Origin of the sequence: Micromonospora sp. NPDC004551 (assembly GCF_040609975.1) — a bacterium.
GTDB lineage: Bacteria > Actinomycetota > Actinomycetes > Mycobacteriales > Micromonosporaceae > Micromonospora.
Map to the genome: position 1 here is coordinate 41,807 of NZ_JBEXLM010000013.1, position 23,215 is coordinate 65,021.

At 68.1% G+C, this 23,215-nt stretch carries 18 protein-coding genes and 1 pseudogene; 11 read left to right on the forward strand and 8 right to left on the reverse strand.

Translation table 11 applies throughout. The features are described from left to right. Nucleotides 1–155: 155 nt before the first annotated feature. Together ABZW14_RS17325 and ABZW14_RS17330 are read right to left on the reverse strand one after the other, a co-directional pair. Nucleotides 156–815, reverse strand: a complete 660-nt coding sequence (locus tag ABZW14_RS17325) for a response regulator transcription factor (RefSeq protein ID WP_355346925.1) — start codon at nucleotides 813–815, stop codon at nucleotides 156–158. Then, nucleotides 779–2,683, reverse strand: coding sequence for a sensor domain-containing protein (locus ABZW14_RS17330; RefSeq protein WP_355346928.1), 1,905 nt, complete (start codon nucleotides 2,681–2,683; stop codon nucleotides 779–781). The genes ABZW14_RS17325 and ABZW14_RS17330 overlap by 37 nt, the downstream gene beginning before the upstream one ends. A 135-nt stretch (nucleotides 2,684–2,818) precedes the next feature. Between ABZW14_RS17330 and ABZW14_RS17335 the strand changes: the two genes are divergently transcribed. From ABZW14_RS17335 to ABZW14_RS17345, 3 genes are all read left to right on the forward strand, one after another. Continuing rightward, entirely contained in the window at nucleotides 2,819–3,583 is a 765-nt protein-coding gene (locus tag ABZW14_RS17335) for an ABC transporter ATP-binding protein (protein ID WP_355346931.1), read from the forward strand. Beyond that, a complete protein-coding gene (locus tag ABZW14_RS17340; protein ID WP_355346934.1) occupies nucleotides 3,568–5,073 on the forward strand; it encodes a hypothetical protein in 1,506 nt (501 codons plus the stop codon). The genes ABZW14_RS17335 and ABZW14_RS17340 overlap by 16 nt, the downstream gene beginning before the upstream one ends. A 1,432-nt stretch (nucleotides 5,074–6,505) precedes the next feature. Beyond that, entirely contained in the window at nucleotides 6,506–6,796 is a 291-nt protein-coding gene (locus ABZW14_RS17345) for a hypothetical protein (RefSeq protein ID WP_355346937.1), read from the forward strand. Between the two features lie 590 nt (nucleotides 6,797–7,386). Here the strand turns inward: ABZW14_RS17345 and ABZW14_RS17350 are convergent. Further along, nucleotides 7,387–10,005: a transcriptional regulator gene (locus ABZW14_RS17350; RefSeq protein ID WP_355346940.1), complete on the reverse strand. Its 2,619-nt coding sequence runs from the start codon at nucleotides 10,003–10,005 to the stop codon at nucleotides 7,387–7,389. Between the two features lie 301 nt (nucleotides 10,006–10,306). Here ABZW14_RS17350 and ABZW14_RS17355 point away from each other — a divergent pair, with 301 nt between their 5' ends. Together ABZW14_RS17355 and ABZW14_RS17360 are read left to right on the forward strand one after the other, a co-directional pair. Further along, the gene (locus ABZW14_RS17355) at nucleotides 10,307–12,229 is read left to right on the forward strand and encodes a hypothetical protein (protein WP_355346943.1); all 1,923 of its coding nucleotides are present in this window, start codon (nucleotides 10,307–10,309) and stop codon (nucleotides 12,227–12,229) included. 42 nt (nucleotides 12,230–12,271) lie between these two features. Then, on the forward strand, nucleotides 12,272–12,592 hold the full coding sequence (locus ABZW14_RS17360; protein WP_355346946.1) for a transposase: 321 nt from the start codon (nucleotides 12,272–12,274) through the stop codon (nucleotides 12,590–12,592). Between the two features lie 71 nt (nucleotides 12,593–12,663). Here ABZW14_RS17360 and ABZW14_RS17365 read toward each other — a convergent pair whose 3' ends face one another. Both ABZW14_RS17365 and ABZW14_RS17370 read right to left on the reverse strand, forming a co-directional pair. Next, nucleotides 12,664–13,242 carry a suppressor of fused domain protein gene (locus ABZW14_RS17365; protein ID WP_355346949.1) on the reverse strand — a complete coding sequence of 193 codons (579 nt, stop codon included), beginning with the start codon at nucleotides 13,240–13,242 and terminating at the stop codon, nucleotides 12,664–12,666. A 102-nt stretch (nucleotides 13,243–13,344) separates the two neighbouring features. Then, entirely contained in the window at nucleotides 13,345–13,860 is a 516-nt protein-coding gene (locus ABZW14_RS17370) for an SMI1/KNR4 family protein (RefSeq protein WP_355347264.1), read from the reverse strand. A 777-nt stretch (nucleotides 13,861–14,637) separates the two neighbouring features. On the opposite strand from ABZW14_RS17370, the gene ABZW14_RS17375 reads away from it, so the two are divergent. Together ABZW14_RS17375 and ABZW14_RS17380 are read left to right on the forward strand one after the other, a co-directional pair. After that, a complete protein-coding gene (locus ABZW14_RS17375) occupies nucleotides 14,638–16,422 on the forward strand; it encodes a hypothetical protein (RefSeq protein ID WP_355346952.1) in 1,785 nt (594 codons plus the stop codon). 481 nt (nucleotides 16,423–16,903) lie between these two features. After that, a complete protein-coding gene (locus tag ABZW14_RS17380) occupies nucleotides 16,904–17,197 on the forward strand; it encodes a DUF6188 family protein (protein WP_355346955.1) in 294 nt (97 codons plus the stop codon). Nucleotides 17,198–17,514: 317 nt separating this feature from the next. Here the strand turns inward: ABZW14_RS17380 and ABZW14_RS17385 are convergent, their stop codons facing one another. Beyond that, a complete protein-coding gene (locus ABZW14_RS17385) occupies nucleotides 17,515–19,680 on the reverse strand; it encodes a hypothetical protein (RefSeq protein ID WP_355346958.1) in 2,166 nt (721 codons plus the stop codon). A gap of 196 nt (nucleotides 19,681–19,876) precedes the next feature. Then, nucleotides 19,877–20,152: pseudogene (locus ABZW14_RS17390) on the reverse strand (IS701 family transposase); the annotation flags it as partial. 178 nt (nucleotides 20,153–20,330) lie between these two features. Here ABZW14_RS17390 and ABZW14_RS17395 point away from each other — a divergent pair. Beyond that, nucleotides 20,331–20,606, forward strand: coding sequence for a hypothetical protein (locus ABZW14_RS17395; RefSeq protein WP_355346961.1), 276 nt, complete (start codon nucleotides 20,331–20,333; stop codon nucleotides 20,604–20,606). 16 nt (nucleotides 20,607–20,622) lie between these two features. Here ABZW14_RS17395 and ABZW14_RS17400 read toward each other — a convergent pair. Beyond that, nucleotides 20,623–21,422, reverse strand: a protein-coding gene (locus ABZW14_RS17400; RefSeq protein ID WP_355347267.1) for an IS5 family transposase whose coding sequence is annotated in 2 segments (ribosomal slippage) — nucleotides 20,623–21,086 and nucleotides 21,086–21,422 — 801 coding nt in all. Because the reading frame shifts where the segments join, the coding sequence is not laid out codon by codon here. Nucleotides 21,423–21,657: 235 nt separating this feature from the next. On the opposite strand from ABZW14_RS17400, the gene ABZW14_RS17405 reads away from it, so the two are divergent. The 3 genes from ABZW14_RS17405 to ABZW14_RS17415 all read left to right on the forward strand — a co-directional run bounded on the left by ABZW14_RS17405 (nucleotide 21,658) and on the right by ABZW14_RS17415 (nucleotide 23,206). Beyond that, entirely contained in the window at nucleotides 21,658–21,912 is a 255-nt protein-coding gene (locus ABZW14_RS17405) for a hypothetical protein (protein ID WP_355346964.1), read from the forward strand. Between the two features lie 70 nt (nucleotides 21,913–21,982). After that, nucleotides 21,983–22,969, forward strand: coding sequence for a tyrosine-type recombinase/integrase (locus tag ABZW14_RS17410; RefSeq protein ID WP_355346967.1), 987 nt, complete (start codon nucleotides 21,983–21,985; stop codon nucleotides 22,967–22,969). Nucleotides 22,970–23,008: 39 nt separating this feature from the next. Next, nucleotides 23,009–23,206, forward strand: coding sequence for a hypothetical protein (locus ABZW14_RS17415; RefSeq protein ID WP_355346970.1), 198 nt, complete (start codon nucleotides 23,009–23,011; stop codon nucleotides 23,204–23,206). Nucleotides 23,207–23,215 lie beyond the last annotated feature (9 nt).

Here is a 23,215-nt window from a genome sequence, read left to right on the forward strand (position 1 = left end):
CGGATAGACGAGGTCGCAGTCGCGTGGGATGCCGCCGGGTCGAAGGAAGCTCCCCAGGCAGCAGCCATGTTGTTCCCGCAGCTTCGCTCGTGCTCGATCTGCCACCAGCGGCCATGGGTCGCCGATGGCAACGCTGATCATGTTGCGGGGTGCGCTCAGCCTGCGCCGTCGAGGTAGGCCAGCACGGCCAGCACCCGGCGGTTGTCGTCGTCGGAGACGCTCAGGTCGAGCTTGGTGAAGATGCTGGCCGTGTGCTTGCCGACCGCGCTCTCGCTGAGGAACAGCCGCTGCCCGATCGCCGTGTTCGACCGGCCTTCGGCCATCAGCGCCAGGACCTCCTTCTCCCGCGGCGTGAGCCGGTCGACCGCCCGCCCGGACGCCGTCGTCGGCGCGCCGGCCAGCAGCTTCGCCACGACGTCCGGGTCCATCGCCGTGCCACCTGCGGCGACCCGACGCACGGCGTCAACGAACTGCTCGGCGTTGAAGACCCGGTCCTTGAGCAGGTAGCCGATCCCGCCGGTGCCGTCGGCGAGCAGCTCACGTGCGTACAGCCGCTCGACGTGCTGGGAGAGCACGAGCACCGGCAGGCCGGGGATCTCGTGCCGGGCGGCCAGGGCGGCCTGGAGGCCCTCGTCGGTCTGGGTCGGCGGTAGCCGGACGTCGACGACCGCCACGTCCGGCCGATGCTCCAGCAGGGCCCTGCGCAGGTCGGGACCGTTGTCCACGGCCTCGACCACGTCGAAGTCGTGCGCCTCCAGCAGCCGGATGAGCCCCTCCCTCAGGAGGTACAGGTCCTCGGCGAGGACGACGCGCACGGTACCTCCAACGTCACGACGGTCGGGCCGCCCGAAGGACTCTGCACCCGGACAGTACCGTCGAAGACCGCGAGCCGATGCCGCAGGCCCCGCAGGCCGCCACCCAGGGCCGGGTCGGCGCCGCCCCGCCCGTCGTCCTCGACCCGGACGTAGAGAGCCCGGCCGTCATGCTCGATCCGGACCTCGACCCGCCGCGCCCCGGAGTGCTTGGCCGCGTTGGTGAGCACCTCGCTGACCGCGAAGTAGACGGCGGCCTCGATCGGCGCCGGGACGCGGCCGGTCAGGTCGACCCTCACCGTGGTCGGCACCGGCACCTCCAGAGCCAGGGCCCGGACCGCATCGCCCAGCCCGCGCTCCTGAAGGACCGGTGGGTGCACACCGCGCACGAGGTCGCGCAGCTCGGCGAGCGCCTTCGTCGAGCTCTCCCGCGCCTCCGCAACGAGGTTGCGGGCGGCCGCCGGATCCTTCTCGATGAGCGATTCGATGAGGCCGAGCGTGATGCCGACCGCCACCAGCCGGGCCTGAGCGCCGTCGTGCAGGTCGCGCTCGATGCGGCGCAGCTCGGCCGCCTGGGCCTCGTTGGCGTCGGCACGACTCTCGGTCAGTTGCCGCACCCGCAGGTCGAGCCGGGCCTTCTCGGTCGGTCGCAGCAGCCAGCTCGTCCACCGGCCGTGCAGGCGCAGCGCGGCCGGGGCGACCACGAAGCCGAACACCAGGAGCGCGACGCCGAGAACGAGGGCCAGCCACGGCCGGTCGACGAGGACCAGCGGCCCCTCGACGTTGTCGTCGCCGACGAGCAGCCGCACCCCGGGGATCACCTGGCCCAGGAAGCCGACGCCGACCGCGCCGAGCGGGACGCCCGCGATCGCGCCGCCGACGATCGGGTCAAGCAGCAGGAAGGCAACGTCTCGCCAGGTGGCCGGGTCGCGCCAGGCCCGGTCCAGCCGCAGGTTGTAGCGGGCCCACTGCGCGCTCTTGTAGAGGTGCTTGTTCACCTCGTAGAGCCCGTCCGGCCGCCGCGCAGGCAGCTGCGGCTGCGGCCGGTAGGGCCCGTCCACCGTCACCCCGGACCAGTCGCGCGCCAGCCGCCGGCGCAGGTTGGTCAGCCACCGGATGTGCTCGGCGAACGGCGGCAGGAAGACGACCAGGCCCACCGCGAAGACCGCGACGAGCAGCATGCAGGACAGGGCGGCGTAGAACGCCGACACGACGGTGAGCCCGCCCAGCGCGGCCAGCCGGACGAGGTCGTACAGGCGACGCCCGTACCAGGCCTTGACAGCGCCGATGCGGGCCGGCGGCGGGCCGAGCACGGTGCCCGTCCAGCGGTCGTGCGCCCGCACGGCGACCGGCGCGACGGCGAACCCGAGCACGGCGGCAACCACGCCGACCGGGATCGCCCACCAGCCGAGCGCTGCGGGCCGGACGGCGGCGAGCGCGCCGCCTGCGGCGACGAGCGCGACCGGGCCGAAGCCCAGCACCGTGCCGACCAGCGGGTTGGCGACCATCCAGCCGAGGTCGCGCCAGGTCGCCCGGTCGCCCGTGACCCATTCGAGGTAGCGGACCGCGCGCGGCCAGTACGGATGCGTGTAAAGCTGGCGAGCGTGCCGGTAGCGGCCGTCCGGCTCCGGCTCAGGTGGGGGCGGCTTCGCCGCGTACGGGGCGGGCACGCCGCCGGCGACCCTGCGGGCGAGCCCGGTGATCCGACGCATCTGGACGAACGGCCACGGGATGAGGAAGAGCAGCCCGAGGCCGAAGCCCGGCACGAGCAGCGCCAGATGGACGACCAGGAGCACGGCCGACACGATGGCCAGCCCACCGCGTACGAGAGCGCGTCCCGTCGCGGCCATCCCCTGCGTCATCCACGTCATGGGCACAAGTCTGGCCTGCCCGGCTCGGCGGCCACACTGGGTCCAGGGCCCGCCTTGAGGGGGTGGGGCTAGCTACACCCCCTCGGGGGTCTGGCGTCATTACCGCGCGCCCGTCCGGTTTCTAGCGTTCCCGGCATGACACCAACGACTCCCGCGCTGAAGCTCTCGGGCCTCACGAAGAGATTCGGGGACACGACGGCGGTCGACGCGGTCGACCTCACCGTCCCCGCCGGCTCGTTCTTCGGCCTGGTCGGCCCGAACGGCGCCGGCAAGACCACCGCGTTGTCGATGGCGGTCGGGCTGCTGCGCCCCGACGCCGGCACCGCGCACATCTTCGGCACCGACGTATGGGCCGACCCGGTCGCCGCCAAGCGGCTCGTCGGCGTGCTGCCCGACGGCCTCGCGATGACCGAGCGGCTCACCGGCCGCGAGATGCTGACCTACCTCGGCCGGCTGCACGGCATCCCGCGTGACGTGCTGGACGAGCGGATCGACGAGCTGCTCGCCGTGCTCGACCTGGAACGGGCCCACCGCACGCTGGTGCTCGGCTACTCGGCCGGCATGCGCAAGAAGATCGGCCTCGCGACCGCCCTGCTGGCCAGCCCGAAGCTGCTGGTGCTGGACGAACCGTTCGAGGCGGTCGACCCGGTGTCGGCGGCCACCATCCGGTCGATCTTGCGGCGTTTCGTCGCCGCAGGCGGCTCGGTCGTGCTGTCCAGCCACGTCATGCCGCTGGTCGAGCAGCTCTGCGACACGGTCGCCGTGATGAACCAGAGTCGCGTGGTCGCCGCCGGTGGACTCGACGCGGTCCGCGACGGCCGTTGCCTCGACGACGCGTTCGTCGCGCTCGTCGGCGCCCGCACCACCGGAGAGGAGCAGCTGACGTGGTTGGCATCCTGATGCACACGAAATACCTGGTCCTGCGCCACTCGTTCAGCGGAACCAAGGCCGCGACGATGATCTCCGGCCTCGCCGCCGGGCTCCTCGCCGCCGCCGCCACCATCTGGTTCGTCGTGCAGGCCGGCGCCGCAGCCGGCGACCTGCTCGCGCTGACGCTCGCGTCCTGGGTCGTGGGCTGGGTGCTGGCTCCGATGATGGGCAGCGGCGACCCGGGCATCCGCACCGAGCACCTGGACCGCCTGCCGATCACCCACCGGCGCAAGGCGCTCGCGCTCTTCGCCGCCGCCCTGGTCGGCGTCGGGCCGGCGGTCATGCTGGTCGCCGCCGCGTCCCTGATCGTGTACGCGGCCCGTATCGGCACGGGCGCCGCAGCGGTGGCCGTGCCGGCCGTGCTCCTGCTGGTCCTACTCGTGGTCGCGGTGTCCAACGTGGTCGTCGTCGGCGTCGGCTCGCTGATCAACACCCGACGGGCGGCCGCGTTGATGGCCGTCCCGTGGGGGGTGTTGATCTGCCTGGCCGCGCAGGGGTGGACCCTCATCGCCGCGTTCGGCGGCGACGCCGCCGGCCCCCTGCCAGCCGGGTTCGCCCACGGTCTGCGGGTCGCGCCGTCGGGCTGGCCGGTCGCGGCCGTCGAGGCGGCCGGCCGTGGGCAGTGGGGCGTGGCGCTGGCCGCGCTCGCCGCAATGGCGGCGATCGTCGCGGCGGCGGTGCTGCTCTGGGCCCGCCTGCTCCGCCGGCCGCAGCCGGCGCCGGTCATCACGCCGGGCACCACGCAGGCGTGGGCGCCGCCGACCGCCATCCGTGCGGTCATGGGCAAGGAGCTACGGACGTGGAGCCGTGACCTGGTCCGGATCCACTTCCTCACGTTCGCGCTCGTGTACGCGGTCACATACACGCTCCTGCCGCTCGCGATCGGCTCCACCGACTACCTGCCGATGACCGGCGTCTTCGGCCTGGCACTCGCGGCCGGCTGCAGCGCCCACCTCTACAGCTCCGACGGCACGGCGCTGTGGCACACGCTCCTGGCACCGGGCAACGAGCGGGCCGACGTCCGTGGTCGTCAGCTCGCCTGGCTGGTGCTGGTCGGCCCGCCCGCCGTGGTCCTGACCGCGCTCGGCGCGCTCGCACACGGTGAGCGGACGATGCTGCACTGGGCGGCGGCACTGTTGCCGGTGACGCTGGGCGCGGGCGCTGGCCTGATACTGCTGATCTCGGTGTACGTGCCCATCCGGATGACCGACCCGCACCGGCGGGGCAGCAACCCCGGCCAGGACGGTGGCTCGCTCGCCGGGCTCGTCTGGCTGGTGCTCCCGGTCCTCGCGGTCGCCGCCGCCCCGGTCATCGTGCTCGTCGCCGTCGGGCTTCCCATGGCGGGCGTCGCAGCCGGCACCGTGATCGGCGTGCTCCTCGCCTGGGGCCTCGGCCGGCTGGCCTACCGGCGGCTGGGCACCCACGGCCCGGAACTGCTGGCCAAGGTGGGCAAGGCCTAGTAGCGCGTTGTGTCGGTTGAGTCGCCGGGGTTGTCTGATGGTGCGGTGATCCCTGACAAGCATGCAGGGCATCGGATGCGCCCTGCCCTCGGGTACGTTGACCGTCCAACGCCTCACGTATTGACGCGACCACCTGGGAGGTATGCGCATGCGAAGGACCAGCCGCTGGGTGGGGTCGTCGCTCGGCATGTGCCTGATGGTGGCGACCGTAGCCTGTACTTCCTCGGAGGACTCCAGTCCACGTCGAGAGGCACAGCCTCCGGTATCAACTGCACCCCACAAGACCGAGGACGGCCCTTCCCCGTCGACGCCTGGCCAGACACCATGCACCGAATCGATCAACGAATCGTCGGAAATACCGACGGGCTATCGCCTCGCAGGACAGGACGTCGCAGTACCTCACGGCAGGGTGCTGCAAGTAGCGGACTCCGGCGAATCCGATCCAGCGGCCCGACTATTCGCCAAATGGGGACTGATCGTACGCGCCGGCGCAGTGGTCGATCTTCAAGTGCCGCCTCCGTGGGAGAACAAGGCACGCATCGGGTGGGGACCCTCAGTCGGGCCCACCGTCAGCGCTCGAGTGCGTGCCTGTGCGTCTACCCCAGGTCAAAATCGGTGGCTGGCCTTCGCCGGCGGAACCTGGGTTGCGCAGGCGACCTGTCTACCGCTGACGATCCAATCGCGCGGTCAGGAGACGCACGTGCAACTCGATGTCGGTGTCCCATGCGACAGCACCAGCACCTCGTAGATCCAGCCCTGCACGGAACCTCCCGGGCCTGTCCCAGGCCGCAAGATGCTCGCCATCTCGATGCTCACGTCCCGGCCAGGCTGGCGTCCCGGGGTGGCGTCGGTTTCGGCCCGACGAGTCTGCGGACGCTGGCGCCAGCCGGGACCGACTGGCGGCCGCGCGCGGCGGTGCCACAGGCCGGCGGTGGTGGCCGGTGCCAGCGTCCTGGGCATATTGGTCAGGCCGCTTGCCGCTGCGGCGCCTGCCGTTCCGAGGCGATCGAGCGCAGCTATACGGCGGGACCCGCTTACCAGATGCTGTCGGCTCTGAGGTGGATTTTCGTAGCGCTGGTACATTCGCGATCGAATTCGCCGTCGACCGCAACGCGTTGAACGACCAGCAGGCCGGCGAGCGTATCCGGTCTGCCACGGCGCGTTCGAACGCCTCTCCCCTTGGTGAGCAGCCAGCCGCGGAAGTACTCGAATCCGTCGTCGCAGCAAGCAACCAGGCCCGGCTCAAGCAGTCGGGTGTCCGCGGCGAGTACTCCTGGCTGGCCCGCCCGGCTACGACACGATCGCCATCGCCGAAGGCACCGCGACCGCGCCAATCGGTCCGCGTCGACCGGACGGGAAGTGACCGCTTGTCACGACCACCTACCCTGGCTTCGCCGCACGCCGAACCCATTCGCCCGCCAGTGGAGCCGCCATGGTGTTGGAACTCCTGAGGGGACTCAGCCTCATCGGATGGGGCCTGTTGATTGGGTTCCTCGGCCTCATGTTGGTGGCGAACGTCTTCGGTGCCGTCGATGAGCAGGCCCGCAAGATGTCGCAGAGCTCATTCAGACGCTGGGTGGAAGGCCGACAGGTATCCCCGGAGGAGATAAAGCAACGGCCGGGGTTCGTGCTTGGCCGCTACATTGCCGGGATCGCGTTTGCGCTCGTCGGCTTAGCCGCAGTCGATGGCGGCGTCGTCTATCTGATCACCCAGCTTTCCTGAGCATGCAGCGGAAGCCGGGTCCTGCCCGCCGCCGGCATCGTCGTCCCCGACGAGGGGAAAGGCCCGCGGCCGCCGCCGGCTGGACGACGCTCAGGAGTCGTGGACGCCGGATCTCGACGTGGCCGCGCGCGAGCAGCTCGGCGCCCGCCCGCGCCGCGTGACCGTCCGTCCGGGTTGTCCTCGATGCCCCCCGACCATCGCATTCGAGGGTAGATCGACCGGCGTCGGCGAGGTAGTCGCCGAGGTCGCCGCGGACGACGACTGAGTGTTGGGGCTGCCGGTGCTGTGCCTGGCCGAGGCCGTGCGTCGACCGGGACCGCCTAGACCTGCTCATCCGCCACCCGTTCGCCGGGATCCTCCCCCGACCGGCACTGCTGGCGGGCTCGCGGTCACCCTCCGACACTGTCGGTCGCCTCGGCGCGGCCACCGCGGCGCCCACCCCGCGATAGAGCGCAGCTGCAGGTGCGAGGCTACCCTCTGACCCTCTCTGTCCGGTCGAGCGCCAGGATCGGCGGGCCGCAGGCACTGCACACCGCTGGCGGCGCTCGAGGGTCGGTTTGGCACAACCCGTGCACCGCAATCGGCGCCGCCTACTTTACGGCCAGGTCGACACCAAGCTGGGCGGCCAGGGCGATGGTCTCGTCCTGGGGTTCGGCGTCGAGATCGGCGAGGATTTTGGTGAGGGCTCGTAGCAGGGTGCGGATGCCGTCGGCGTCGGCGAGGGCGTGGCGGGCACGCATGGCGCGGGTGTAGAGGGCTTCGTTGTAGCGGTCCAGGCTGATGGCCTTGTCGAGCAGGTCGGACGCGGCCTGCGGGTCGCTGTCGAGGAGGTCGTCAGCGAGCAGGAGGTGGGCTTCGGTTCCCCACCGCCGTACGGCTTCGCGGTGTGGTTGGAGCCATTCGTAGTCTCGGCCGTCGGCCAGTGGCGCGGTGTAGAGGTCGCAGGCGGCGGTGAGCAGATCCCGGCGGCGCGGGCCGGTGGCGATCGCCGCGGTCCGCAGGAGGTCACGGAGCGTCCAGACGTCGACGTCGACGGTGGCCGGGTCGAGTCGGTACCGTCCGGCGGTTTTGATGACGTAGGCGTTCTTCGTGTCGGCGGCGCCGGCGCGGCCGAGGACGTGGCGCAGGTTGCTGGCGTTGGTGTGGACGCGTTGGTCGGCTTGGCTGAGGCGGGCGTCGGGTTCGAGGTATTCGCCGATGTCGCGGGTGGTGACTCCGTCGGGGTGGCAGGCGAGGAACACGGCGAGTTCGAGGGCCTTGGCTCGCAGCGGTCGGCCGGGCTGGGTGATGTTGTCGATCCGCGGCTGGCCGAGCACTCGGAGCTGCGCTTTGCGGGTGGTCGCGTCGGGCTGCGCAGTGACCGTCGGTTGTTCGGTGGGTTTGGTGTCGGTTCGGTTGGCGTGCAGTGGGACGACCGCGACCGGTACAGCGGGTGATGCGAGGGCGGGTGGTTCACCTGTCTGCGCTTCCCGCAGGGTCGTGAGGATCTGTATGGCCGTGTCGTGGTCGAGTACGGGCAGGCGCGGCGGCATCGACTCTGTCGCCTTGCCGGACACGAGTGTGGTGTGGCCGTCGGGGCCTACCTCGACGGTAGGGCCGTGGGTCCATTCGCCGAGCAGCAGCGCGGAGAGGTGCAGGTCGGCGCCGAGGGCGAGTGCGACCTTGGCGCGCATGCGGGCGCCCTCGGGCGGAGTTTTGGTGATGAGCAGGATCGGCGGCAGCGGTTCCTCGGCGAGGGCCTCCCGGGGCGGGGTGTCCAGGTCCGTGAGGGCGTATTCGTCGAGGATGCGGCTACGGTGCAGGAGTTTGGCTTCCATCACGGCAAGCAGGTCACCCGTGCTGTTGGCGATGTGCAGTCGTGGCCATGGGGTGGGGGCCGCCGTGTCGGGGCCGAGCAGGGTTTGCAGAGTGGCGGCGTCGATGATGACTTCGCCACGTGCATCCGGGTGGTGCGGGCCGCCGGATGCCAGGACTGCGACCAGGGCGGCGCGGCCGGCGGCGTGGGCGCCGTCGCCGACGATGCCGGTTCCGCCCGGCGGCAGCGGCGCGAGGTCGGGCACGAGCGCGGGCGGCTCGGTGTGCTGGTCGTCCGGATACGGCAGTTCGGGGTTGCGGGCCACGGCGCGGCGCAGCTGGAGTACTGGCGGTGGCAGTTGAGTGGGCGGATCGGCATCGGGCTCACCGGTGTATCGACGGCGGCGTTGCGCCCAGACCAGCGCGGCGGCCGCACTGATCGCTGCGGCAAGTGACCAGGGCAGCCAACCGGACGGCGATAGCTGCACCCCGTGCTCGTCAGTTGCCGCGGTCGAGCCTTGTATGTCGCCCGCAGTTGGCGAGGCGGACCGCGACGCCGACTCGGCGGCGGAGGTCCCTATCGGGGTCGGCGAGGTGGACTCTCGGGCGCTCGGGGTCGCCGACGGTGTGCTGCTGGGGAGTGGTGCTGCTTCCTGATCGGGCGTGGCGGGCGGCACGGTAGGACTGGGCGCGGTTGGGGCTGTACTTGGCGATGCCGAAGGGGTCGCGGCCGACGGTGATGGCGCCGGCGGTGCTGCCGGGGTGGCGGTCTGCGGTGGGCGGGCGTCGGCGGGGAGCCGCAGCTCCCAGCCGGGGTAAACGAGGTTGCAGTCCCGTAGGGTGCCGCCGATTCGAGGGAAGTGGCGGTGCTTGTTCAGGCGGCAAATCTCCGGCCACCTGTCCGCGTCGCCGAGCCACTCCTTAGCGATTCTGGACAGGGTGTCGTGCCGCTCGACCGTGTAGACGTAGCGGGTGTCGGCGACCCGGATCAGTGCGGGACCTCGCGCGACCGCTTGCCGTGGAATGACACCGCCGCCTTCAGCGGAGGCGACGACGGCCGCAGACCTGTCACCGCCCTCCCCTACGTTGAGGGATCCGACGGAGGTGACGGCGATGGCGGCGGTGCCGGCCAAGCCGAACACGAGCCGGTGCAGCGGTGCCGGAAGCCGCAGCGCCGGGATCCGCCACCGGGTCACCACCGCGAACAGCTCGGCGACCAGGAGCAGCGCGAACACGGCCCACAGCAGCCACAGCACCCAGACGGCCGCGCCAGCAAGAACGTTCGGGGTGAACCGTCCGCTCGGCTCGTCGAACCAGCCCACAACCTGCGGCCACGTCGGAAGCCGCCGCACAGGGCTACCAGCGACGATCCAGAGCAGCCCAGGCACGCCGACCAGGAAGATCAGGGCACCCACGCCGGCGCGGAGGGCCCGGACCAGGCCCGCTGACCGCCGTCCTGGCGGCCGATGCGATGACGACTCATGCGGCGCATAGACCGTGGGACGCGCATACTCGGCTAGCCGATTGGCTTTATCCCCGGAGTCCTGCGGCACTCTCTCGCCTCCACCCGCTCCTATGCCGACCTTCCCGCACATACATGAGGATGACTGCCGATGGCCACCTCGCGGAGAAGGATTCTCACCATACGCGCACAAGTGATCACTGCGCGGGACTGAAGTTGACGATCCACTCCCCCGCCGGGAGAGACTGCCGCACATGCCAAACGGGGGCATCCGGCTATCCATCGACCTCAGTTCGTCGGCGATCGCCGCCACCGTCGACCGGCACGGCGCCCGGATCGCCGTCATGCTCGACGGTAGCCTCGCCATGCCGCACGGCGTCGCCGTCGACCCCAGCGGCAACATCCAGGTCGGAGTGTCCACAGCGTCCCAGACATCGGCGCAGCATCAATTCGTCAGCGACCCGCTGGAGCTGCTCGGCAGACCGGCAACAGACCAGCCGGTCGACGGCGTGCGACTGCTCGCCGCACAGCTGTGGCATGTCGCCGACCAGGCCGCCCGTCAGATCGGTGAGCCGATCACCGCCCTCACCGTCACCATCCCGCCGAACTGGGGACCCCGCCGCCGGGCACAACTCGCCGATGCAGCGGCTGGAGCCGGCCTGCCCGCCCCGGCCATGGTCACCGCACCAGCAGCCCTCGCCGCCTACACCTCAGCCCACGGGCTCACCGCACCTGACGGCTCCTGCCTGCTGATCTGCCAGGCCGACCGCCACCCGGCCACCCTGACCATCCTGCAAACAAGCGCCGACGGATACCGTGAGCTGGCAACACGATCGATCGGCCTACCTCATGACCTCAACCAGGTTCTCGCCCAGCGAATCCTCGACGAGGCCACCAGCGACGACGACCCGTTGCGACGCGAGATAAGCCAGTCCCCGCCGCACCAGGACAGCTCAGCGATGCTGGAATCCGTCCGCCAGGCCAGGCAGCTCCTAACGGCGCAGGACCGCGCGCCGGTACTGCTCCCCGCACCGCGCAAGCCCGCGGTCATCACCCACGACGACGTTGCCATCGCGGCGCAGCCCCTCCTCGACAGGGTTCACGACGCGGTCCGCGACGCCCTTGACGCGGCCGACGTCGACCGCCAACACCTCAGCGCCGTCATCCTCCGCCAAGCCGAAGCCATACCGGGCCTCCAAGACCGGCTCGCCACCGCCACCAGCCTCACCCCGGCAGTCCTCGCCGACCAGTTCCACGCCCCCGCCGACGGCGCCCTGACGCTCACGGCACCACAGCAGCACACACCCACCGCCGCCAGCACCCATCTACCACGGGTCCGACTGCGCATCAGGGACTTGACCAGCGCTCTCCTGCTCAGCGCCTGCTCCCTCACCCTGCTCCTCCAAGCCATCTTCACCGCGGACATCACCACCACGTTCCTGCGGGTCGTCGGTGTCCGCACCTCCCTACCGCAACTCGGCGCCGCCGGCGCGCTCGCCATGCTCACCGCATTCGCCGTGGCGCACCTCGCCCCCACCACCTGGCTCGCCGGCGCACACAGCACGTCTGCGCCCGAACCCGCGACCGGCAGTCTCATCCGACGCGGATACCTCGCCGCCGCCGTTGGCGGCGCAGTCGTCGCCGGCCTCTACGGCCTCGCCACCGGCACCTCCGTCCAATACGACTACAGCCCGTACCTGAAATGGACCCTCGGCTCCGCGCTACCCCTAGCGGTCTGCGCCGCCGTCATCGCCGCGACCGCACCCCGCATCCCCGCCAACGCCCTTCCCGCCTGGCTCGCACGCACCCGGCCAGCGATCCTGCACGCCGCCATCGCCACCACCGGCATCTACCTCATGCGAGCAGCACTCACCATCACCCCACCCGTCGACCTGACCGGCATGCCCGGCCTCATCGGCAGCGCCGGAGCCGCGCTCCTCGGCGTCGCCACCGCCCTCACCGCCAGCCGAAGCCGCACCATCCGCACCATCACCGCACCCGGCCTCGGAATCGGCTACGCCATCGTCTTCACCAACGACACCAACGAGGCACTCATCGTCGGATACCTCATCGCCCTCACCTGGTGGGGTATAGGACTCACCGCGCACACTCTGCGACTTGCCTTCCCCACCGCCGGCCCAGCCCTCCGCCGCCTCCTCGACGGCCGAGAGGCCTGACAATCTCGCACTCGGCCCGCCTCGAGCCTGCGGCGCCCCCGCTTGACCGTAGGTAACCGCCACGACGTCACCCATCTGCTGCCCTTGGCCGACGGGGTTCCTCGGATCAAGGGCGTTCGCGGAAGGCTCCGGCAACGGCCCGGCTGGATCTACGCCGACCGCGGCTACGACTTCGACACTCACCGCCGCCGAGCAGCGGACACGGGGCATCACACCCGTCATCGCCTGACGCTGTCCGATCACAGTTCCGGCCTCGGCACCCGACGGCGGGTCGTGGAACAGACCGCCCAAGGTCAGGGTGACGGCGGTCCGCCCGCCCGGTACCAACGCCTCTGCTGCACTGGTGCCGCCGCCCCTGGATGACACAGAGGGGAGCCATGACCGCGCGGATCGCGGCTACAGATCCGGATACTCGATCACCCGCCCGCTGAGGCCTACGAGCCCAACCCATCCAGCGCCACTTCTGCCCGACCGGGGTCGGCCAGGTCAGGATCCTGAGCCGCGAATGCCTGCTCCAGCGTCCCCCACCCGAACTTCTGGATTACCTCAGCTTCACCCGTGGTGATCGGAACCAACCACGTGAAGACCACCGGCGCGGGTTCGGTGTGACAGACGGCAAAGGACTCCGGCAAATATCTCGGGCTGATCGCCACGATGGCTGTGGTCTGGCCGCCCGGGAAGAGAGGCCCCCGCGGACCAATCACCTGGCCATGCGACAAGCCGGCCCTGCGGCGCACCATCTCACCGGCCACCTGGAACAACAGCCCGGCCGCCCTGGCCGGGTAGTCATCGGTTGGAACGTGCATGACCAACTCTTGGTGCAGGGCCCCGTCATTCGGCAGGTTGAGATGACGCCGCGACAGCCCGACGGTCACCAGGGTCGTGACCCCGCCGAACGGGACGTCGGGGCCAAACCACGCCACCTGAACGCCCTCCGGCGTCGTATCGTCGCCTCGGCTACCACTCGCGATGAGCCCGAGGAACGACTCCAAGTGTTCAATCAACCCAGCCACCCGGTGATCATCTCCGATCAAGCCACGACGAAACTTCGCCCCCTGCCACCATTGCTGACCCCGCCCTAGGACACAGAGCCCGTGAACGGGTACGGCCAGCAACTACCGCGCGGTCGTGTCGACCAGCGTTGTTAGCGCGCGGAGCTCGGCTTGGGCTGCGTCGATCACCGTCGCGGTGGCCCGGTGCGTGTCGCCGGTGTAGCTCCGTGCGATCACGGTAAGCGTGGGGATGGGCGTGGTCGTGCGGTGGATGCCGTCGACGGTCTCGAGGGGGCCGACGCCATTGGCTAACAGCCACAGGTAGTCGCCGAGGTTGCTGGCGATCACGTTCAGCTCGCCCTCGGAGCCAAGGAACACGATGGGCTGGGTCTCGATCGGGGCGCCAGGCACGCGGATCCAGAAGGCGGCCAGGCCGCCAGACCCGTCTTGCCCGAACACTCGAAACGGTGCGGTGCCGGCGGTCGGGTTGCCGGTCCAGGATTGCCACCACTCAACCGTTTCCATGGACCACATGAACTCGTCGTACGGCTCGAAGTCGTGACCGTCATGGTCGGTGGAGATGCCTTCAGCGTGAGCTGCGGCCAGCGCGGCCGACAGCGTACGGTCCTCGTCCTGCACCAAGAAGGTCTATTATGGCCTTCATACGGCGTCGGGTGAGACTGATCCTCGAGTAGCGACGCATTACCGGTTGCGACCAGCGCGGTCAGCGGCATGACCGGATGGCCGCACCCACACTGTCTGCGGCAAATCCGGAAGCACCTCGCGCCGTTGAAGGGGGGATCATCGTTGCTGTGGTCTTTGCGCTTGAGGAGTTGGAACCGGCGGTCCAGGAGCGAGCAAGCACGTGGGTCGCGCTGAGTTGCGCCAGCGCTTGCTTCCCGTTGACCCGAACCATTGGAACCGGTCACGGGCGTGGAGTTCGAGTCAGCAGTCTGGCTGGTGGAAGTCACGGTCTGGAGCAGCGGCGAGGCGGACCTCTCCACGGTGCGCCTGACCGACGACCGGGTCGTGAACAAGCACTATGAACTGGCCGACTGAGAGGACCTGGACGGACTGCTCGACGAACTCGTCCAGCTGCTCGCTGATGACGAGCTTCCTCCGACAGCCTTCGTCTTCCAGTGGCCGGGAGTGCCAAGCTGACATGGGACCGCATGCCCGCAATCCTTCACGAGGATGCCAGCGGGTGGCCGGTGGAGGGCAAGCGGCTCGCGGCAGAAGCGCACACCTCATGTGGTACGGGGGTGAGGCCAGGGGAGGGTGCGCGGCACGATTGTTCGCGAGTGAACTTGTTCTACTCTCGGCGGCGTCTGAACTCAGGGCGTCTAGCCGTACGCTCTCCGGCATCGAGCGCCAACGACGTCTGGCCGTTGCGCGCCCGCGCGGGGAGGAGATCGCATGCAAGACCCATCGGACTCGATGGCGAGCGCCGTGCCTGAGGAGAACGGTCAGCGCAAGACCGTCGACTCGTCTGTTGTGGACAAGCCGGCACCCGACTCGGACATCGACTCAACGACGGCATCGACGGTCCTAGCGGAGGTGCTCCCAGGAGTTGCTGTCGTCTTCGGTGATGTCCCGGCGGTGCTCAAGCTCGATTTGGTTGATTTCGGGCTCGTGCCGGCCGCCGACCGCACGCAGATCTCCACATTTCTCGCCTCGATCGGCAACACGGCGACCGTGGCCGGCAACCTCGGAAACGCATTCGCCAGCGCGCAGGGGCTCTACCGGATCGGCCACACGGCACAGGCCTGGCTGAGGGCCGGCGGAGCACTCGCGGTCAAGGACGGCGCGAACCTCGGCGCGGTGTTCTTCAACGGCAGGATCGTCCATGCGGCCCGCTTCATCCCCGTTACAGCGGTGAACCCGGCGACGCTCGCGGCCACGCTCGGGCCGGTGCTGACCATGATCGCCATCCAGATGCAGCTCAGTGAGGTTACCGGCCTCACCCGAACCAACATCGCGCTGACAAGCCAGGTACTCACGACCATCCGCCACGAGCAGTGGGCCGAACTGACGGCGCTCGTCGCTAGCATCGATCGCGCGGTCGACCGGGCGCGAGAGATCGGATCGGTTCCCACCTCTTTGTGGAACAGCATCGCGGGCACTGAACCGGGTCTGCGTAAGCAGCTTGAGCTGTACCGGCTGAACGTCAGCGACCACGTCCGGCAGATCCGTCACAACACACAGGGCCGCCGTGCATTTCTCGAGACGAACGCCGAGGCGATCCTCTTCGACGCACACGCCCTGCTGTCTTCCCTCAAGGCATGGACCGGATATCAGGCGCTCCACGCCGCGCGGGCTAGAGCCGCTGGAGCCGAAGACGTCGACGAGGCACACCTCGTCGGCGTCATCGCGCGCGACACCCGCGCGGCGCTCGACTCCGCTCTCCCCGAGGCGACCAGCCTCGTCGACGCGCTGACCCGGGAACTACGCATCATCGTTGAGCTCCCCGGACGCGGCACACTGCCGCTGTCGGGCGAGCGGAAGGACTCGACCGCGGTCCGCCAAACCTGCGCCGGTCTGCTGGAGGCGATCCAGCCGCTTGCCGATGCTCTCCATCCGCCAGCCCCTCCGCTGGAGGCGCCGGACGCCGTCTGCGCACCCGAATCGCTGGATCTCGAACCGTACCTCCGCATTCTGCGATGGTTCCTCGAGGACGGCGAGACCCTCCGTGTCCTCGGCTTCCCAGATCAGCCCGATGCTTCCGATCCCATTTCTTCGATCCTCAACGGAGCGATGGAAATGCTGGCAGTAGCGAGGGACAAGGTGCCGGCAAAGACACTTGTCGCCGTCACCGATCGCCGCATCATCACGGCCAAGACGACCACATTCCTCGAGCAGGGCGAGATCCATCAGGAAATCCCGATCGACCGGGTGCGATACGTCCGAGCAGCGACCAGCCAGGACAAAAGCTCACGCTCGGCGATCGACCTCATCACGCGCGACGAGAACATCCGATGGCACTTCCAGGTCGACATCGACAACACTCAGGTGGACACGCTTGCCGCCGTGCTCGCCGAGTCGATGACTATCCCGGACGTCGAACGCGAAGAGCTTAAACGGCGGAGCCACGCTGCCATCGGGGCGGGCAGTAAGGGCGAGATCGCCGGCACGACGTCTACGGAGCCGACTGGATCCGAGACGACGACCGGCATCGCCCGAGTAGGCCTCAAGCCCAATTGACGAGGGGCCGCCCCGTCCGCACGTACCGGGCCTGGTCACGTGCGGTGGTGGGCATGGGTGCCTGGTGCGGGCATGATGAATGGAGCAGGTGAGCAGCGTCGGTGTGACCGACGTTCACTCGCTCCATTCGGTGGGCAGTGGTGTGCGGCCGACCGGCGCAGACATCGGCGCTACCTCGCGGACCAAATCGGCACCTGGCTCCAGGAAGCCCCGAATGCCCGCTCATCGGCAGGATCCAGACACTTGGCGTCCTCCGGAGCGCCGCCTGAACAATCCGATCCAGGTCTCGTCGCGGACCATGGGCGCCGATGGTGATGCTGCACTCTCACGTCTCCTTCATAGCCTCGTGGCCGACCTGCTTACATGGCTGGACGACTACCCGGACGATCAAGTCGACCCTAGCGTCCGGCGATCGGACAGGTCACTGGCTCCCGGCCGGGCGCCGCGTCGCCCGCGACACCGACGGCACCCTGCCCGAGCGGTGGCTGATCGCCCATCTGGCGGCAGGGTGGACGCTCAAGGCTCCCCCGGCACGGGCGCCAGCCTGGCGCCCGTCCTGGACCTGTTCGGCCTGACAGTCAGCAGCGTTGAGACCCGCGGCAAGGGTGCCCTCCATCTGACCTTCGACAACGGCACCGAGTTACACGTCGAATCCGTTCACAACTACGAGTCCTGGCACCTCACGGGCATCGGTGTAGACCCGATGACCGTCGGCCTGGGCGGGGAAACCGACTGGCAACCGCCTACCCAGCCCGAACCACCCCACATCGGATAACATCCACGACCATGATCGTCTAGCCGGCGTGTCACGGATCAAGTGGAGCCCGACAGCTCCACCTTGCTCAATCCGGTCTTGGGACCTGCGTAGTACGCCGGTATCAGGAGCTGCGTGGCCCATGCTCGCACGTCTTTTCAAGGACCCGTCGGCCGCTTAAGAAAACATCCGTACATGTCCCATGCAAGGTCTTTGACGCCAGATCATCGGCGTTGAGCCGAGCGAGGGTACAGCGGCTTGGCCACTCAAGAACCGGTATCTCGTCAACGAGGCTGGGCCGAGTGTCCGCATCCTTTTCGCACGGCACGGAGCGACTACTACTCAGGCCAACCTTGCCGGTCGGCCTTTCGGCGACTGTATAACCGATTTCCCAAAAGCCAGCGACGCCCAAGGTACTCGAAATGGTGAGCGACCACCTCCGACGCGACCGCCAACCGGTAACGATCTTCAGAACTCTCTGCAAGCGCAACCTGAGGCGAGACAAGGAAGTTAAGGACGTCCAAAATTAGCTCTTTTGAAACTTCACGCGACAGCAAATCGCGTAGCGATCGGCGAATCGATGTTATGTCCAACCAGCCTAGCCCGGCAGAGTCTGGCTCGTCGTCCCACATGGGCGACTCCGCTTCACGGGCGAGAATCTCAACGATTGCGCGCATCGCTAGCGTCCAGTCTTCTTTTTCTTTCCACCTACTAAGCAGGTGTCCCCTTCGCTCCCCCTCGGGGATAGAGGCGTTGATAAGTGGGTCAAGCTCTTTTGGCGTCAACGGCGTATCCGGCTGTCGCCTCACCGCCTCAGCGATAACTGCGGTAGAGACGACTGCTACTTTCTCGTCATTATCAAGAGTGTCGAGCAGTCTGCGCTCGAAGCCAGGTCCGATATAGACCGTTCCCACGGCATTATATTGCTCACGATGGTCAGCCAAGGTGCGCTGCTTTGCCTGCTCCTCTGGGACTATGCCATTGGCGGCACACTTGGCCTCCACCGTTAGCAGGTCACCTAGTTTCCCCGGCGCAGTCCGGACCGTTCCATCCGGCCTTCCGTTCCCTCCTATATGCGTCGCCGGCAACCCGAGGTACCTCAGCGCCTGAATTGTCGCCAATTCCAGCTCGACAGATTTCTCGCTTTGTCTCGCGGCTCTGACCAGGCGATCGGCAATAGCCTGAGATTCTGATTCTGCATTCGTGACGTCTTGGTCGCCGGTATTCGTGACGCGCTGCACTTCCTCCGCTTGGGAGATGTCTAGCGGGGTAAGCGGGGCTTGATCTTCTGCGTCATGGGCGATTGGAGTAAGGCAGGAGACTGATCCAGCGAAGGCGATGCCTAACGGCGTAGCCCTATAAGTGCTCTTAGCCGTTCTCATGATGAGATCTAATGCGGTAAGCAAGGACATACGAGCCGTCAATCCGTTCCGACTAAGCGGCGACTGATTCGCGCTCGAATATTTTGCGCTTCGGCTAAGCACTTCGGCAAACGTGAGCTGAACCGAACTCTCCAGCTCTTTCACGATCTCACCAAAATACCAGATATTGGCGTGAATGATGCGCGCCAGGTCGATGCTGTAGGTGCTCGCCGCCCATGCCGAACCAGCTGCTGTCGCTTTGAACTCGGTTGGAGAGACCCGTTCGATTAAGCCGGCAATCTTGAGCGACTGCACACATTTTTCAGCCGCAGTAGGTCCAGTCTCGAAGATGGATACGATCTTATCAACCAGCATATTTTGATCGGTCGCCGATGCGCACGTCTCCACCACCGACCGAATAGCGTCCAACTGACCACGATTCCTGCTACTATTCGGAATGCTAAAAGCGGCTGCCCGGGATCGGCCCTCGTGAGTTGATTCCAAGAAACTCAGGAGCGTTTCGATCGCTCGAGGAGCGGGCTGCAAATCGGCAGGCGAAATAGTGGTCGCTTCGGGTTCATAAACAGACAGTGAGCGAAGGACTTCCCTGCCCTTGTCGGTAATATTGACCCGATGACTGTAGACGCTTACCGCTCCGGCCGCTTGTAGCCATTTGATCCTTACATGGATCGGTCCCTTATTGCGCCAACCGAAGCCATAATTGGCGCACGCAATTTCATGAAGCTTCACCTGGGAAAGCGGCCTCTTCGAGACTTCGCTCAATATCTCTCCGATAAAGCGCACGTGGGCATGAATTATCCCAATTAAGTGGCCCGGATCTTGAGTTTCAAGCCAGCGCCTGGCATGGGGCGAGAGACGGACTGCCTGACCATCCGAAGCAAGCAGCCCTGAGCTATTGATCGGCCGACAGACCGTTCCAACCGCGATCTCCTTGCCAGATGTGGGCCAAGAAAATGCCTCACTCTTCGTTACTCCATCGCCAACAAAGCTCAGAAGGGCTACGAGGTTGTCAATGAAGTACGAGCGATCACCCTCGATGTTCCCCAAGGCGGGATCGCGCTCGTTCCATGGCAATGGCTCCGGGAAGAGGATATTGGCGTCAGCTTGAGCTGTCCGAGGCATTCCGGGAGGTTACCATGCGCTCATCGGAAACTCTCGGATGCACAGTGGAACGTGTTGAATGCTGAACTTGGTGTGGTGCTCCGGACCATCCATGAAGCACCAACGGATCTTGGGGCGATCCGCGCTTCCACGTGCCGTCGGCAAGCGCCCAGGGGGAGACTGACCCGGCACCTAATACTCCAGCCGGGGATTGTGATCACGGCTCGGTGAGGACTTGCCGGGCGTAGTGGCTGGTCATGGCTCGTGCTTGGTGACGGCGTCGGCCTACCGACCAGAACAGTGGGCCGCAGCGGCGGCGGCCGGGTTCGATGATCAGGATGTTGAACAGTTGGCGTAGTTCGTTGACGGCCAGCGCGATCAGTCCGGCCGGGTCGGGACGGCTGCGGTGTGTGGTCGCGGCGGCGAGGAAGGCGTGGGCGAGAATCGCCAGGGTGGTCCAGCGGTGCCAGGACGTCCAGCGGCGGTTCTGGTGCACGCCGGAGCTCGCCCACCGCAGCGGACGTGATCTTCGCGTGTATCGGCACCGCCCGGACTGCTGCGAGCCCTACGGCCGGGGCGCGGAGGACCGCTGCGAGTGACCTTCGCTACAGGCGCGAGACACGCTCGCCATCCGAGCCGCCCACCAGATCGAACGTATGTACGATCTCGGGGTGCAGGAAGTGGTACGGCGGTGGTGGAACGGTGTCTGGGGGCGCCTGACCCGGCGCGACGTGTGGCTGGTCCGCGAGACGCGCTGGACGGTGATGGCCCGGGCCGGGGACACGGAGTCCGGAAAGGTGCTGCGCTGGGAGTTCGACTCGGAGCCACCGGCGCTGGAGATGGTTGATCGCCTGCTGCGCGCCGACGCCGCCGGCCAGTGGCGGGAGCAGGACCGCGGCACTCCCCCGCCGGGAACTGGCGCTGGCGAGGCGCGGCGGGTCACATAGTGACGATTAAGAACTCCTAACTCTTTGAGCGTTGGAGTCGTCGCCAGCAGATGATGGCGCAGGCGAGGGTGAGGAAGGCTTCGTGGATGTCGTCGCGGATCTCCCAGCGGGTGCGTAGCCTGCGGAACCAGTGCAGCAGGGCGATGCTCTGTTCGACTACCCACCGTCGGGTGCCGAGGCCGGAGCCGTGTGCGGTGCCGCGTCGGGCGATGACCGGGGTGATGCCTCTGTCGCGCAGCTGGCGGCGGTAGATGTCGTAGTCGTATCCCCGGTCGGCGTAGATCCGGCCGGGCCGCTGCCTTGGTCGGCCGCGTTTGCCCTTGATCCGGGGGACCTTGTCGACCAGGGGCAGTAGTTGGGTGACGTCGTGACGGTTGCCGCCGGTCAGGGTCGCGGCGAGGGGGATGCCGCCGGCGTCGGTGATGAGGTGGTGTTTCGAGCCCGGACGGCGGCGGTCGACAGGGCTCGGGCCGGTTTTGGGCCGCCTTTGAGCGCCCGGACGTGGGAGCCGTCGATCACCGCCCGGGACATGTCCAGTTGACCGGCAGCCCGCAGCTTGCCCAGCAGGACCTCGTGCAGTCGTTGCCACACGCCGGCGTCGTTCCAGTCCCGTAGCCGGCGCCAGCAGGTCATGCCTGACCCGAACCCCAACTCTTGGGGCAGGAACTCCCACGGGATCCCGGTGTAGAGCACGAACAAGATCCCGCACAACACCTTGCGATCATCAAGCGGCTTGCGACCGGGGTAGCGCCGCCGGCGAGGCGGGCGGGTCGGTAGCAACGGCTCGATCTCGGCCCATAGATCGTCAGAGACGATCCACGGCGGCTGCTCACCTCGCCTCACGGCCGATCATGGTAGTTGATCGTCCACGCGGGACAGCTCTACGCGTCCGCCTAGATCATTCTGTTAGGAGTTCTAAATGCGGCGGGTCGGGTCAGGAGAGTCGGCTCCAGGACCTACGGTCAACCTGACCGCCCCGGAACCCAACTCAGACCTCTCACCGCGATGGCAGCGGTGGCTTCTCATGACCTGCCAGAGAGGATCTGCACCCATGCCCATCCCCGCCGAATGGCTCGAGGTCCAGTCAGCGCCCGGCTACGTCGTCTGCGCCCACCGCCCATGCACCAAGAAGGCGAGGCCCTACGTCACCGATCACGTCTGCTGCGGCAAGCCCGAGCACAATGCCGCCCACGAGGCCGCCCGCGCCCCTAGGCAGCCTCCCGCCGAGGTCTACGGGCTCGGCGACCTGTTCGCTGACGTGGCCTCCGGAATTCGGCGACGGCTCGGGCGCGGCGCCGGGCGATGACCGACCTCCCCATCCGGCTGGACCTGTGCGACGCATGCACCCACCGCCTCCACCTCGAGGACGGCGCACTATGACAGACCTGGACCGCTTCACCACCACGGCGCTCGTCGCCGGCGAGCTGGCCGCGATCGAGTCGTTCACCGAGAGGTGGCTGGCCAACCGGCGGCTGTCCGAGGCGACCCGCACTGCGTACCGCCACGACGTCGGCCTGTGGACCACCTGGTGCGCCGAGCGGGACGTCGACCTGCTCCGGGCGACGTTCCTCCACGTCAACGAGCGGGCCCGCGAGTTCGAGGAGACGCCGACCCGCCACGGTCGGCCGCCGGCGCCGTCGACGGTCGCGCGCAGGATCTCCGCCGTGTCCATCTGGTACGACTTCCTCGCCAAGCTCGCCGCGGTGCCGACCAACCCGGCGAAGATCGCCGAACGGCCCGTGGTCGACCGCGACTACTCCCCCACCGTCGGGTTCACCGCGGCCGAGGCCACCGCCATGCTCGGCGTGGCCGCCGCCGGCGACCGGTGGCTGGGTGCGGCCGCGCCGCCGATGGCCGCGATGCTCGTCGACCTCGGCGTCCGGGTGTCGGACCTCTGCACGCTGGACGTCGAGCACCTCGGCCACCGCGATGGGCACCGGGTCGTGCACCTGCTCCAGATGAAGGGTGGCAAGCGGCGGACCCGCTCGATGCCGCCGGCAGTCGCCAAGCTGGTCGACGCGTACCTCGCGCATCGGGCCGCCCAGGCCGGCGTCCCCGTCGACCGGCTGACCGGGCCGCTTTTCGTCACCCTCACCCGGGAGCGAATCGACCGGCACGAGGTGTACCGGTTCGTGAAGCGCCTCGCCAAGGCGGCGGGCATGCCGAACTGGCACCAGATCAGCACGCACTCGTTCCGCCATGCGTGGAACACGATCGCGCGGGACAGCGGCACCGACCTCGAGGACCGGCAGCACGCCCTGGGCCACAAGGACCCGCGCACCACCCAGCGGTACGACCGCGACCGCGACAATCTCGACCGTGACCCGTCGTTCCTCGTCGCCGCCGCCACCTCCGGCAGCTGAACGCACCCCTAGTAATAAGGTCATGGAGAGACTGGCGATATGACGAGGATGTGGGCCACGCTGACGGTCGTCGCCATCGCGGCTGTGCTGCTGGGGATCTGCGGCGGGTACCTGTGGCTGCTCGGCTGGCTGCTCGACGACCACTACGGTGCGTGGTACACGACGGTCGCGATGATGCCGCTACTGGTGTTCGTCGTGTGGGCGCGCCCCAGACGCGGGAAGCGGAAGCGGCGATGAAGCGGTGGT

Coding starts and splice junctions, on each gene's coding strand:
- ABZW14_RS17330 (WP_355346928.1), bottom strand. CDS start 2,683: ATGACGTGGATGACGCAGGGGATGGCCGCGACGGGACGCGCTCTCGTA.
- ABZW14_RS17375 (WP_355346952.1), top strand. CDS start 14,638: ATGCAAGACCCATCGGACTCGATGGCGAGCGCCGTGCCTGAGGAGAAC.
- ABZW14_RS17335 (WP_355346931.1), top strand. CDS start 2,819: ATGACACCAACGACTCCCGCGCTGAAGCTCTCGGGCCTCACGAAGAGA.
- ABZW14_RS17405 (WP_355346964.1), top strand. CDS start 21,658: ATGCCCATCCCCGCCGAATGGCTCGAGGTCCAGTCAGCGCCCGGCTAC.
- ABZW14_RS17415 (WP_355346970.1), top strand. CDS start 23,009: ATGACGAGGATGTGGGCCACGCTGACGGTCGTCGCCATCGCGGCTGTG.
- ABZW14_RS17345 (WP_355346937.1), top strand. CDS start 6,506: ATGGTGTTGGAACTCCTGAGGGGACTCAGCCTCATCGGATGGGGCCTG.
- ABZW14_RS17410 (WP_355346967.1), top strand. CDS start 21,983: ATGACAGACCTGGACCGCTTCACCACCACGGCGCTCGTCGCCGGCGAG.
- ABZW14_RS17385 (WP_355346958.1), bottom strand. CDS start 19,680: ATGCCTCGGACAGCTCAAGCTGACGCCAATATCCTCTTCCCGGAGCCA.
- ABZW14_RS17355 (WP_355346943.1), top strand. CDS start 10,307: ATGCCAAACGGGGGCATCCGGCTATCCATCGACCTCAGTTCGTCGGCG.